A 12,067-nucleotide genomic window follows, 5' to 3' on the forward strand; every position below is an offset into this window, starting at 1 on the left:
GAAAGGAGTCATCGCCATGGCCCTACGCTATTCTTTATACAAACTGATTGCCGTTGCGACACTAAGCGTTATTTTACTAACTGGATGTGCTAATAACGCGGCATCTAACCCTTCCAACTATGGTCAGCGCAGCAGTGATGTCGAAGCCATTGACACAACCATTGAACGTGAAGCGCCACGTGCGCTGGAGCGCTCAGACGCCCGCTTGAGAGATGCACGCATTAGAGCACATAGCTATAACGGCTCATTACTTCTGGTAGGGCAAGTGCCTAGCGAGGAACTGCGCAATAAAGCAGGTGAAGTCGCCAGCTCTCTACGCGGCGTAGACCAAGTACACAACGAACTCAGTATTGCTGCAAACCTACCCGCTAGCCAACGCCTAAACGATACCTGGCTAACCACCAATGTCATGAGCCAACTCGCCACTAATGACCGCATCGACTCATCAAAGCTAAAAATCACCACAGAAAACGCGACGGTGTATCTGATGGGCATGGTAACTCGAGATGAAGGCAACCGAATTGCTAACGCGGTATCAGCGGTTGGCGGCATTCAGCGAATCGTTAAAGTCTTTGACTATATGGATTGATTAACACACCGCCATAAAAAAACCTCGTCCTCGGCTTTTCACCGAGACGAGGTTTTTTATTCATCAACTGCTTGCTAAGAAAAACCGACGCTCAAAAGCACAAGTTAACAACTTAGCTAAAAACCACGCTACTTAACCACGCGTAGCGTTGGCTTTTTCTTAGCCTTCTTAGACGGCAGTGCAGAAACGTCACCCTCTTTTTCAGGAACAGGCTCTGTTACCGTTAACTCAGGCTTGGACGATTCGTCAAAAGTGTCTGAAAAATCGCCATCCAGTTCGGCATCATCAAACTCTGCCGCATCCAGCTCTGGCTCATGCCCAAACACCATTCCAGCACCATTTTCACGAGCGTAGATCGCGATAAGCGCAGGCGTAGGAATCATTACCTGCATAGGCTGGCCACCAAAGCGAGCGTTAAACCCCATAGCCTGATTTTCCATAAACAGGTCACGCACAGCGGTCGGCGCTACATTCAACACAATTTGTCCATTTTGAACAAACTGACGCGGTACTTCCACGCCAGGCTGAGTAGCATCAACCACCACATAAGGCGTCAACTCATTATCCAACAACCACTCATAGAGAGCTCGGGCGAGATAGGGACGGCTCGATTTCATAAGACTCCCTCCTCCTGACAAATATGCCCCTTACCCGATTAAGGAGAAGAGGCAGTATGAATTCAAGCGCGCATCTCTTTTTCACGCTCGTTTAAAGATGCTTTAAACGCTTCACGTTCGAATACTCGCGACATATAGCCCAACAGAGGCTTTACCTGCTTCTCAGGCAACTCAATATTCAGCTCAGGCAAACGCCATAAAATCGGCGCTAAACAGCAGTCTACAAGCGTAAACTCCTCACTCATAAAGTAAGGCATATCTTCAAAGATAGGCGAAATCCCAATGAGGCTTTCGCGCAGTTCTTTACGCGCCTTTTCCGCTTCTTTTTTACCACCGGTGCGTATCTGCTCCAGCATTGGGCACCACTCGCGCTCAATACGATGCATCCACAAACGACTTTGCGCCCGCGCCACCGGATAAACGGGCAGCAGAGGAGGATGAGGGAAACGCTCATCCAGATACTCCATCATGACCTTAGACTCATAGAGCACTAAGTCACGATCTAGCAGCGTAGGCACGCTGTTGTACGGGTTGAGGTCTGCTAACTCTTCAGGTGGACGCTCATCGCTGACATCAACGATATCAACCGCCACCCCCTTTTCAGCCAGAACAATGCGCACACGATGACTAAAATGATCATCATTACCAGAGTAAAAGATCATCGACGACCGCTTGGCCACAACACCCATGAAAGCATCCTCGCATCAAAACAATCTTTGATAATAACACGCCAGCGCTAGCTTATGGGATGGTAACCCGCTTTGCATTACGACTGACTAGATAAACAAAGGGCGCACGGCTTCCGCCGTGCGCCCGACATGCCGCTCATCACTTAATAATTAGTGAACATCTCGCCAGTACTCACGCTTAAGCAAGTAGGCAATCACACCAAAAATGAAAATGAAGATCAGCACTTTAGGTGCTAACGCCTGAGCTTGAAGCTTGGAGGGCTCACCCACATAAGCTAGGAAGTTAGTAAGATCATACACTGCTTCCTCAAACTCAGCAGGCTCCATGGAACCTGGCTGAGTCACTTGCAGCACATCACAAGACTGGTACTTACCCGACAAAGGATCGGGTGACTGCCCCGCCACCGGATGATCCGTTTCCGAACACACCAGCTCTTGTACGCCTTGTAGAGGCTCCAACACGTTAGGCATCGCTACCAGGTCAAATACCGTGTTGTTAACACCAGTGGGGCGGCTCGGATCTTTGTAGAAGCTAAGCAGATAAGAGTAGATCCAATCCGTTCCACGCACACGCGTCTTGAGCGATAGATCCGGAGGCGGCGCACCAAACCAACCCTCCGCATCACCACTGTTCATGGCATTATGCATTTGGTCGTTGTAGCCCAAATCCGACGAGAAAATCAGATTTTCTTCAACCAAATCCTGAGGCATCCCCAAATCGTCAGCCGCACGCGCAAAGCGCTGATACTGAAGCGAGTGGCAGCCCATGCAGTAATTAACATAGAGCTTCATGCCATTTTGCAGCGAGGCTTGATCATGCAGATCAGGCTCCATCGAGTGCGGGACACTCGCACCACCGGCAGCCATCGCAGTTACTGGCACTAAGGCGAAAAGGAGTCCCAAAAGATACTTTTTCATTAGCCAGTCACCCTTTCCGGAACGGGTTTAGTCTTCTCCAGCTTGGTGTAGAACGGCATCAAGACAAAGAAGGCGAAATAAATCACGGTGCACGCCTGGGCTAGCAGCGTCCTGCCCTCTGTCGATGGCAACACACCCAAAACACCAAGGATGACAAAGCTGATAGCAAACAGCGTCAGCATGGTTTTCGACATCCAGCCTTTATAGCGCATTGAGCGCACCGGACTACGATCCAGCCAGGGCAGAACGAACAATATTGCAATCGCAGCCCCCATAAAGATAACACCGAGGAACTTAGCGTCTAAGCCGAACACTGAGAAAGTGATTGCGCGAAGAATGGCATAGAAAGGCGTCATATACCAAACGGGCGCGATGTGATCAGGCGTTTGTAGCGGGTTAGCTTGATCAAAGTTTGGCTTTTCAATAAAGTAGCCGCCGCCTTCTGGGAAGTAGAACACCACTACACAGAAAACAAACAGGAAGACCGCAATACCCACCAAGTCTTTTACCGTGTAGTAAGGATGGAAGGGAATCCCATCCAACGGCACGCCCGCCTCATCTTTCTTCTGCTTAATATCAATACCGTCAGGGTTATTTGAACCCACTTCGTGTAGCGCAATAATATGCAGCACGACGAGCGCTAAAATAACGATTGGCAGAGCAACCACATGCAGTGCAAAGAAACGGTTGAGGGTAATGCCTGAAATCAGGAAGTCACCACGCACCCACTGCGCCAGATCAGGGCCAATGCCAGGAATCGCTGAGAACAACGAAATAATAACCTGAGCACCCCAGTAAGACATCTGACCCCATGGCAACAAATAGCCCATAAAGGCTTCTGCCATTAGCACCAGATAAATCGTCATACCAAACACCCACACTAATTCGCGAGGCGCTTTGTAGGAACCATACAAGAGGCCACGGAACATATGCAGATAGACGACAAGAAAGAAGGCCGAAGCGCCGGTGGTGTGCATATAGCGAATCAGCCACCCCCACTCCACATCACGCATAATATATTCGACAGAATCGAATGCACCTTCAGCAGAGGGGTTAAAGCTCATGGTTAACCAAACCCCGGTCAAGATTTGGTTAACCAACGCCAGCAGCGCTAATGAGCCAAAGAAATACCAAAAGTTAAAGTTTTTAGGCGCGTAATATTTGGAAAGATGCTCTTGCCACATCTGAGTAGCAGGGAAGCGATCATCTACCCAACGCATGAGGCCCTTTTCCGCCTTGGCTTTATTCGGATTACCCATCAGGCAGCCTCCTCATCTTCGCCAACGACAATAATGTCATCACTCTCAAAGCGGTAGGGTGGAACCTCAAGGTTGATCGGCGCAGGTACGTTATTGAATACGCGACCGGCCAAGTCAAAGCGAGAGCCATGACATGGACAGAAGAAACCACCCGGCCAATTCTCCACACCCACCCCCTCGGCATTCGGTTCAGGTCGGAACAGGGGCGAACAACCCAAGTGCGTGCAAATACCAATCAACACGCCTATTTCCGGCTTGATAGAGCGCAAACCACCCTGGATATACGCTGGCTGCTGCGGCACTTCCGAATCAGGATCCGCTAAACTGTCGCTCCCTAACGCCTCAGTTCGCTCGATCATTTCAGGCGTACGATTAATAATCCAAATCGGCCGACCGCGCCACTCAACGGTCATACGCTGCCCAGGCTCAAGCTTCGATATATCAGCTTGAACAGGCGCACCTGCCGCTCTTGCCCTGGCACTAGGCTGCCAAGAAGCCACAAAGGGGACCGCAACCCCGACAGCGCCCACCGCCCCCACAACGGAGGTGGCGCCTACAAGGAAACGGCGCCGACCTTTGTTTACGCCGTTATCTGCCATTTCTGGTTTCTCCCATCAGCTTACCCGTTCCGCCGCAAAGGCGTCTTGCGACGACGAATATCAAATACGCTCTATGTTAAAAAAACAAAGCGCTCTGCACAAGAACAACCGCCCGTGACCATGGTGGTATAAGCGTTATAATTTTTTGATATTCCAATAAAAAGCGCCCAGGTCTTTGACCTGGGCGCTTTTGCCGCATAGCGTAAAATTAACGCTTAGAGAACTGCGGACGACGACGTGCTTTACGCAGACCGACTTTCTTACGCTCGACCTGACGAGCATCGCGGGTTACATAACCAGCGGCGCGCAGTGTCGGACGCAGATCTTCATTGTAGTTCATCAGGGCGCGAGTGATACCGTGACGAATGGCACCTGCTTGAGAGGAGCCGCCGCCGCCAGCAACAGTGACGAATATGTCAAACTGATTCAGCGTTTCAGTCAACTCAAGCGGCTGACGAACAACCATACGACCAGTTACGCGACCAAAATACAGGTCAAGATCTTTATCGTTGACAGTAATTTTGCCAGAGCCCGGCTTCATAAACACGCGAGCGGTGGAAGTCTTGCGGCGCCCGGTACCGTAATACTGCTGTGTCATGGCGAAGATTTCCTCAGATGTTCAGTTCAAGCGGCTGTTGGGCAGCATGCGGATGCTCGGCACCGGCGTACACTTTTAATTTTGAGTACATGGCGCGACCCAAAGGACCTTTCGGCAACATACCTTTAACGGCAGACTCAATAATGCGCTCAGGGGCATGATCAAGCATTTTGTCGAATGTCATAGAGCGCAGACCGCCCGGGTAACCAGTGTGGCGGTAGTAGGTTTTAGCCTTCGCCTTGTTGCCGGTCACATGGACTTTTTCAGCGTTGATAACAACAATGTAATCGCCAGTATCAACGTGAGGAGTAAATTCGGGCTTATGCTTGCCACGCAGGCGGCGAGCAATCTCGGTTGCCAGACGACCGAGCGTTTTGTCCGTAGCGTCGACTACGTACCAGTCGCGCTGGACGGACTGCGGCTTAGCACTGAACGTCTTCATGGATAAAATCACCAGATTAAGTGTGTTGGGTAGCTTACACCGCTACGTAAGCGATGAAGCACCATCCCTATTTTTTTTGGTTGCCAGAAAAAACCAGCAACATGCAGCGAGGCGGCATTCTACAGCAAGTATCACCGCAAGTTAAGTACCGCCACTCTTTTTTATTGATATCGCTCTTATTGATATTATTCTTGCTTGCAGCGTATTTATCGGCGCACCCGATACTAGGGCTTATGGGGTAACGCTAAATACTCTTTAGACTGCATTTCCTGCAGACGCGACAGCGTCCGCTGAAATTCAAAGGTCAGCTTGCCATCGCGATACAGCGCTTCAATTGGCACCTCTGCCGACATCAACAGCTTAACCCCGCGATCATAAAACTCGTCAACCATATTAATAAAGCGGCGAGCTTGATCGTCTGTTTTGACATTCATCTGGGTGACGTTAGATACCAAAACCGTATGAAATTCTCTGGCAAGCTCAATGTAATCATTCTGGCTGCGCGGCCCATCACAGAGTTCGACAAACTCAAACCATGCTACATCGTCGTGGAGTCGACGCGTCTTTAAAACGCGATGATTAATCTCAAGAGGCGCCCCCTCCTCACCTTCATGACCGGCTATTTCTCTGAAGCTTCTGCTTAGCTCCTGCTCGGCCGCTTTATCAAGCGGTGCATGAAAAATCTCAGCCCGCTCTAAGGCACGCAAACGGTAGTCAACACCAGAATCGACGTTAACGACCTCGCAGTGACGATTCACTAGCTCAATGGCGGGAACAAACCGTGCGCGCTGCAACCCATCTTTGTAAAGGTCGTTCGGCACTATATTTGATGTCGCCACCAACACCACACCACGCTCAAACAGTGCCTCAAGCAAATTTGCCAAGATCATTGCATCGGTAATGTCTTTGACAAAAAACTCATCAAAGCAGATGACGCGTGCCTCAGCAGCGAACTTGCCAGCAATCAGCGTCAATGGGTTCTTCTCGCCCTTATAGTGAGTCAACTCATTGTGGACACGCTGCATAAAACGATGAAAATGGGTGCGCATTTTTTCAGGGAACGGCAGCGCCTCGTAGAAAGTATCGACTAGATACGTTTTCCCACGCCCCACGCCTCCCCAAAAGTAGAGCCCCTTAACATCAGGCAGCACTGGCTCGCCGACACTGGCCTTTTTACCCAGCAACCCGGCAACTTTTGCCTTTAATCCTTTGTTAGCAACGACGGCTTTAGGAGCACTAGCGGGCCTGGCTAGCAGCTCATCATAAAGGCGCTGAAGGTGCTTAACCGCCTGCTCTTGAGCAGGGTCGTACTGAAAATCGTCACGCTTTAAGTCTTCCTGATACCGCGCAAAAGGCGTTAATCGGCTCGCCTGCTCGCTGTCTTGACGTGCAGATAATGATGACATCAACTCGCTCCCACAGCACACATCGTGAACGGAACTGTGACGTTGTAAGAACACAGCCTGCCCAAATAAAAAAACAATATTATACGCTGCATAATAACTGAGCGCATGAGCGGATTGACCCAACCGACGGATACGCGCCTATAATGGTCACGCTTTGTTAAGCTGTTTGTTAAACTATTTGCCAAACCCCGCCATGCGCTTGGTGGCGTGCATCATCTCTAGGGAGAATACTGTGGAAGCAAGCTCGCCATTCACTTTTGCGATTATCGGTCTCGTTATTGGATTTGTTATCGGCTTGGCGTGTTATCGCCTGTTCAGCAAAAGCCAACGTGACCACGCCACACTAAAGCAGGCTTTGCTTGAGCGTGAACATCAAATAGCCGAGCTTAAGAAAGGCATGGGAAGCCACCTCACTGGCATCCAGCAGCACATCATTAATATTCGCCAGGAAGCTGATCGGCTAGAACAGCAAATAGACAGTGAAGCTGCTGAATGGAAACTGGAAACGGCCATAACACCTTCCACAAACAAGCTCGCGCCTAGCACAGAGGACGAAGGTGATGTTAACACTCCGCGTGATTATGCAGATGGCAAAAGCGGTACGCTATCCGAAGACTTTGGCCTAAAAGGCAGCTTGAAAGAACATGATGAGCCTGCCCCGCAACCCCCTCGTTATTAATAACTAACAAGATCAAAGCATCCGCATAGCAAACCGCTGCGGATGCCTTGTACAAATTAGCGCTAGGCGGGATTATCGATATCGACAAATCGATGCTCTACATCATACTCACTCGCCAACCACTCACCCAGCGCCTGAACACCAAAACGCTCAGTAGCATGGTGACCAGCAGCAATGTAATGAATACCCATCTCTCTAGCCAAGTGCGTCGTGCGCTCTGATATTTCCCCAGACACGAAAACTTGCGCCCCTGCATCGTAAGCCGCCGTAATCATGTCTTGAGCACCTCCAGTGCACCATGCGATCCGCTCCACAGAGCCAACTAAAGGCGACTCGACCACTAAAGGCGCTCGATGGAGCACGGCAGCCAATTGACTGCCCAGTTCCGCAACGCTTAGCGGCTCAGCTAATCGGCCGGACCACAACAACCCTTCGCCAAGCTCACCATCAATGCACCCCTCGACCTTCCACCCCAGACGCTTGGCCAGCTCGGCATTATTGCCAAACGCGGCATGCGCATCTAACGGCAAGTGGTAAGCCAGCAAGCTCATTTCGTTATCCAGTAGCGTTTTAATTCGCTTCTGCTTCATGCCGGTAATGGCCACCGGTTCATTCTTCCAGAAATAACCATGGTGCACTAACACCATGTCCGCTCGCCAAGCGACCGCCTCCTCCAATAACGCCTGACATGCCGTCACCCCTGACATCACCCGCGTTACAGTGTCACGCCCCTCCACCTGAAGGCCATTAACGGTAAAATCTTTAAATTGCGATGAGCGCAATTGATGGTCGCAAGCAGCAACTAGTTGGTCGCGATGGATCACACTGACTCCTTAACCGATTAACAAGCTATCGTGAGGAACATCTCAATAAAGTGTTACGATGGAACTATTGTAAATCTCGCTTCGCGTTATCGCGAACCTCGCGACCATTTAGACTATCACCCGCTGAGGAAATTTCGCATGCACCGCTCTGTGCTGCCCTATATATGGCCAATTATCACCGGGCTATTGCTCGCCGCCTTGGTGCTACTTGCTTTCCCAGAGTATTTGCCCAATCCGTTTCGGCAAACGCCACCCGCAACGGTCGAACCCCCTTCTTCGCTGGTGCCTACTAGCGGAGAGTCGGCAGCCAGTCGACCTGCCCCTGAGATTCGCCAAGCAGAACCGCTCAACCGCAACCAAGGGCCTGCAAGCTACTCCAATGCTGTTAACCAAGCGGCGCCAGCCGTCGTTAATATCTATTCATCACGCATTGTTGAACGCGATCAGCACCCATTGATGTCCGATCCTTTTTTTCAGCAGTTCTTCAGCGGCGACGATGCAACCACTCAGCAGCGAATGCTGTCGAGCCTGGGCTCTGGCGTTATCGTCAGCCATGACGGCTACGTGCTAACCAATCATCATGTCATTAATGGCGCCGATCAAATACAGGTAGCACTTCGCGATGGCCGGGAAACACTTGCCGAGGTAATTGGCACTGACCCAGAAAGCGACCTTGCCGTTTTACGCATCACCCTTGATGACTTGCCAGTAATTGAGCTTGCCGATTCAGAACAGGTAGCCGTAGGCGATGTAGCACTTGCTATTGGCAATCCTTTCGGCGTGGGGCAAACCGTTACCATGGGCATTATCAGCGCGACGGGGCGCAGCCACTTAGGTTTAAATGCCTACGAGGATTTTATTCAAACAGACGCAGCGATAAATCCAGGCAATTCCGGGGGCGCATTAGTCAATCCTGACGGCGCTTTAGTGGGCATTAATACGGCTATTTTCTCACGGTCAGGTGGATCACAAGGGATTGGTTTCGCGATTCCAGCTAACCTTGCTCACAGCATCTTGAATGAACTGGTTACCCGCGGCCGCGTCATACGCGGCTGGCTAGGCATAGAAGCACAAGCCCTCTCCCGCGAGCTAGCCGCATCATTTGGACTAAGAACCCCTCAAGGCGTGATTGTGGCTGGCGTTGTGAAGGACGGGCCGGCCGCTAAAGCAGGCTTACAGCCCGGCGATGTTCTGCTGTCTATTGACGGCCAAGTGATTTTGGATGCTCGGGTAACAATGAGCGCGATTGCTTCCATTCCACCCGGCACAAAACTACCGCTGACGATCGTACGAAGCGGTGAGCGTATGGATATGACACTGGAAGTAGGTGAACGGCCGGTACCCATTAATGCTACGTCAGGAGAGCATCAGAGCGACTCGTAAGTCGCTCTGATGGTTATCGGCGCTTGTTCAGACGGCGCCTTCTCAGGCAATGCTCAATCGTTAATACGATACTCCGCCGAACGAGCATGGGCCGTCAGCGATTCTCCCCGGGCAAGTACAGAGGCTATTTTACCAAGCTCAGACGCACCACCAGGCGAGCAGTGAATAATGGAGGAGCGTTTCTGGAAATCATAAACCCCCAGTGGCGATGAAAAACGGGCGGTTCCAGACGTGGGCAGCACATGATTCGGCCCTGCACAATAGTCACCCAGAGCTTCCGACGTATGCCGCCCCATGAAGATAGCCCCAGCGTGACGCACGTCATCAAGCCAGTCGCCGGGCGCCTCGACAGAAAGCTCAAGGTGCTCCGGTGCGATACGATTGATCAACTCAATGGCTTCGGCTTGATCTTGGCAGAGAATCAATGCACCACGACGTTGCAGTGAAGCACGGGCAATATCTTCCCGCTCCAGCGTCGGCAATAATCGCTCAATTGAAGCCTCAACGGCATCCAGATGATCAGCCTTCCAACTAACAAAAATCGCTTGGGCATCCTCGTCGTGCTCAGCCTGAGAGAACAAGTCCATTGCTAACCAATCCGGATCTGTCTGACCGTCAGACACCACCATGATTTCAGAGGGGCCAGCAATCATATCAATACCAACTTGACCAAATACCGCGCGCTTAGCAGTCGCTACGTAGATATTTCCAGGCCCTACGATTTTATCTACCCGCGGAACGCTTTCAGTGCCATAAGCAAGCGCCGCGACCGCCTGTGCGCCACCAATCGTGAACACATAATCGACGCCCGCCAGATGCGCAGCTGCCAGCACAAGATCATTCAGCACACCGTTCGGAGTCGGCACAACCATCACAATCTCGCGCACACCAGCCACATGGGCAGGGATAGCATTCATCAATACCGATGAAGGATAAGCGGCTTTCCCGCCTGGCACATAAATACCTGCGCGGTCCAGCGGGGTGACCTTTTGGCCCAGCACCGTTCCATCAGCCTCTTCGTACTGCCACGAGCTTGGCTTCTGGCGCTCATGATAACGCTTAATACGCTCAGCAGCGGCTGACAGCGCATTGCGCTGCTCAGCAGGCAGACCGTCAAAGGCCTTTTTCAGCTGCTCAGGAGATAGGCGTAGCTGCTCCATACTCTCGGCTGACAGGCGGTCAAAGCGATTTGTCGCCTCAACCACCGCACTGTCACCTCGCCGTTTAACATCTGCCAATATCTCTTCAACACGAGCCTGTACTGCCTTATCAGACACCCCTTCCCAATCCAGCAGCGCGTCTAAATGCTGATGGAATGCCCCATCAACAGTCGAGAGACGGGCAATGGTGGCTGTGGACTTATCGCTCATGGTAAACCTCGTGTCATTCAATAGGCTGAGTCTGACGCTTTTTAACCGCACTTTCCAGGCGGGCTAACAATGGCTTAATACGATCATGCTTCATGGTCATGGCGGCTTTATTAACCACCAGGCGGGTGCTGATATGGGCAATGAGCTCTCGAGGCTCCATGCCATTGGCGCGAAGCGTATTGCCGGTATCCACGATATCAACAATTTCGTCGGCCAAATTCATCAGCGGAGCAAGCTCCATCGCCCCATAGAGCTTAATCACTTCGGCTTGAATACCCTGCTCTGCATAGTAACGCCTCGCTACGTTTACAAACTTAGTAGCTACACGACGACGCGCTTCAGCTGGCAACTGACCCGTCACACCAGCAGTCATCAGCTTGCAACGAGCGATATCCAGGTCTAGGGGCTCGTATAGACCTTCAGCCCCATGCTCAAGCAGAACGTCTTTACCCGCAATGCCCACATCTGCGGCACCCAGCTGCACATAGGTCGGCACATCGGTTGCCCGTATAATCACCAACTTTACATCTGGCAAATTAGTATCGAACAACAGTTTACGGCTTTTACCCAAATCTTCTGCCGGGGTAATCCCCGCATCCGCCAACAGCGGCAGCGTTTCGTCCAGAATACGCCCTTTTGAAAGGGCCAAAATCAGTTGCTTACTCATTGTTTAGGCCAATGGTTAATAACATGG

Annotated in this window: 14 protein-coding genes; 3 read left to right on the forward strand and 11 right to left on the reverse strand. The window is 51.3% G+C overall.

From position 1 onward, the window contains the following. Positions 1–16 precede the first annotated feature (16 nt). On the forward strand, positions 17–589 hold the full coding sequence (locus NF683_RS19505; protein ID WP_089037715.1) for a BON domain-containing protein: 573 nt from the start codon (positions 17–19) through the stop codon (positions 587–589). 128 nt (positions 590–717) lie between these two features. Here the strand turns inward: NF683_RS19505 and NF683_RS19510 are convergent, their stop codons facing one another. From NF683_RS19510 to zapE, 8 genes are all read right to left on the reverse strand, one after another. Further along, positions 718–1,206 (reverse strand): ClpXP protease specificity-enhancing factor, encoded by a 489-nt coding sequence (locus NF683_RS19510; RefSeq protein ID WP_193061302.1) that lies wholly within the window; start codon positions 1,204–1,206, stop codon positions 718–720. 62 nt (positions 1,207–1,268) lie between these two features. Continuing rightward, complete coding sequence (gene sspA / locus NF683_RS19515) at positions 1,269–1,895, reverse strand: stringent starvation protein SspA (protein ID WP_089037713.1); 627 nt, start codon at positions 1,893–1,895, stop codon at positions 1,269–1,271. Positions 1,896–2,045: 150 nt separating this feature from the next. After that, on the reverse strand, positions 2,046–2,813 hold the full coding sequence (locus NF683_RS19520) for a cytochrome c1 (protein WP_089037712.1): 768 nt from the start codon (positions 2,811–2,813) through the stop codon (positions 2,046–2,048). Beyond that, positions 2,813–4,072: a cytochrome b gene (locus tag NF683_RS19525; RefSeq protein ID WP_089037711.1), complete on the reverse strand. Its 1,260-nt coding sequence runs from the start codon at positions 4,070–4,072 to the stop codon at positions 2,813–2,815. Before NF683_RS19525 ends, NF683_RS19520 begins: the two co-directional genes overlap by 1 nt. Further along, positions 4,072–4,671, reverse strand: a complete 600-nt coding sequence (gene petA, locus NF683_RS19530) for a ubiquinol-cytochrome c reductase iron-sulfur subunit (protein WP_089037710.1) — start codon at positions 4,669–4,671, stop codon at positions 4,072–4,074. The genes NF683_RS19525 and petA overlap by 1 nt, the downstream gene beginning before the upstream one ends. 208 nt (positions 4,672–4,879) lie before the next feature. Then, the gene (rpsI, locus tag NF683_RS19535) at positions 4,880–5,269 is read right to left on the reverse strand and encodes a 30S ribosomal protein S9 (protein ID WP_038485457.1); all 390 of its coding nucleotides are present in this window, start codon (positions 5,267–5,269) and stop codon (positions 4,880–4,882) included. Between the two features lie 13 nt (positions 5,270–5,282). After that, positions 5,283–5,711, reverse strand: coding sequence for a 50S ribosomal protein L13 (gene rplM, locus NF683_RS19540; RefSeq protein ID WP_009721993.1), 429 nt, complete (start codon positions 5,709–5,711; stop codon positions 5,283–5,285). 224 nt (positions 5,712–5,935) lie between these two features. Then, positions 5,936–7,117 (reverse strand): cell division protein ZapE, encoded by a 1,182-nt coding sequence (zapE, locus tag NF683_RS19545; protein WP_089037709.1) that lies wholly within the window; start codon positions 7,115–7,117, stop codon positions 5,936–5,938. Positions 7,118–7,349: 232 nt separating this feature from the next. On the opposite strand from zapE, the gene NF683_RS19550 reads away from it, so the two are divergent. Then, on the forward strand, positions 7,350–7,796 hold the full coding sequence (locus tag NF683_RS19550; RefSeq protein ID WP_089037708.1) for a ZapG family protein: 447 nt from the start codon (positions 7,350–7,352) through the stop codon (positions 7,794–7,796). A 62-nt stretch (positions 7,797–7,858) separates the two neighbouring features. Here the strand turns inward: NF683_RS19550 and NF683_RS19555 are convergent, their stop codons facing one another. After that, a complete protein-coding gene (locus tag NF683_RS19555; protein WP_089037707.1) occupies positions 7,859–8,620 on the reverse strand; it encodes a Nif3-like dinuclear metal center hexameric protein in 762 nt (253 codons plus the stop codon). 138 nt (positions 8,621–8,758) lie between these two features. Here NF683_RS19555 and NF683_RS19560 point away from each other — a divergent pair, with 138 nt between their 5' ends. After that, the gene (locus NF683_RS19560) at positions 8,759–10,003 is read left to right on the forward strand and encodes a Do family serine endopeptidase (protein WP_089037706.1); all 1,245 of its coding nucleotides are present in this window, start codon (positions 8,759–8,761) and stop codon (positions 10,001–10,003) included. A 53-nt stretch (positions 10,004–10,056) separates the two neighbouring features. Here NF683_RS19560 and hisD read toward each other — a convergent pair whose 3' ends face one another. Next, positions 10,057–11,373, reverse strand: coding sequence for a histidinol dehydrogenase (gene hisD / locus NF683_RS19565; protein WP_089037705.1), 1,317 nt, complete (start codon positions 11,371–11,373; stop codon positions 10,057–10,059). A gap of 13 nt (positions 11,374–11,386) precedes the next feature. Then, complete coding sequence (hisG, locus tag NF683_RS19570; protein WP_038485475.1) at positions 11,387–12,040, reverse strand: ATP phosphoribosyltransferase; 654 nt, start codon at positions 12,038–12,040, stop codon at positions 11,387–11,389. Positions 12,041–12,067 lie beyond the last annotated feature (27 nt).

The organism is Halomonas sp. MS1 (assembly GCF_024182575.1).
Classification (GTDB): Bacteria; Pseudomonadota; Gammaproteobacteria; order Pseudomonadales; family Halomonadaceae; genus Vreelandella.

What these genes read in the sequence shown, in the direction of transcription:
- NF683_RS19520 (WP_089037712.1), bottom strand. Translation starts at nt 2,813, where the DNA reads ATGAAAAAGTATCTTTTGGGACTCCTTTTCGCCTTAGTGCCAGTAACT.
- hisG (WP_038485475.1), bottom strand. Translation starts at nt 12,040, where the DNA reads ATGAGTAAGCAACTGATTTTGGCCCTTTCAAAAGGGCGTATTCTGGAC.
- petA (WP_089037710.1), bottom strand. Translation starts at nt 4,671, where the DNA reads ATGGCAGATAACGGCGTAAACAAAGGTCGGCGCCGTTTCCTTGTAGGC.
- sspA (WP_089037713.1), bottom strand. Translation starts at nt 1,895, where the DNA reads ATGGGTGTTGTGGCCAAGCGGTCGTCGATGATCTTTTACTCTGGTAAT.
- NF683_RS19510 (WP_193061302.1), bottom strand. Translation starts at nt 1,206, where the DNA reads ATGAAATCGAGCCGTCCCTATCTCGCCCGAGCTCTCTATGAGTGGTTG.
- NF683_RS19505 (WP_089037715.1), top strand. Translation starts at nt 17, where the DNA reads ATGGCCCTACGCTATTCTTTATACAAACTGATTGCCGTTGCGACACTA.
- NF683_RS19560 (WP_089037706.1), top strand. Translation starts at nt 8,759, where the DNA reads ATGCACCGCTCTGTGCTGCCCTATATATGGCCAATTATCACCGGGCTA.
- rpsI (WP_038485457.1), bottom strand. Translation starts at nt 5,269, where the DNA reads ATGACACAGCAGTATTACGGTACCGGGCGCCGCAAGACTTCCACCGCT.
- rplM (WP_009721993.1), bottom strand. Translation starts at nt 5,711, where the DNA reads ATGAAGACGTTCAGTGCTAAGCCGCAGTCCGTCCAGCGCGACTGGTAC.
- hisD (WP_089037705.1), bottom strand. Translation starts at nt 11,373, where the DNA reads ATGAGCGATAAGTCCACAGCCACCATTGCCCGTCTCTCGACTGTTGAT.
- NF683_RS19525 (WP_089037711.1), bottom strand. Translation starts at nt 4,072, where the DNA reads ATGGGTAATCCGAATAAAGCCAAGGCGGAAAAGGGCCTCATGCGTTGG.
- zapE (WP_089037709.1), bottom strand. Translation starts at nt 7,117, where the DNA reads ATGTCATCATTATCTGCACGTCAAGACAGCGAGCAGGCGAGCCGATTA.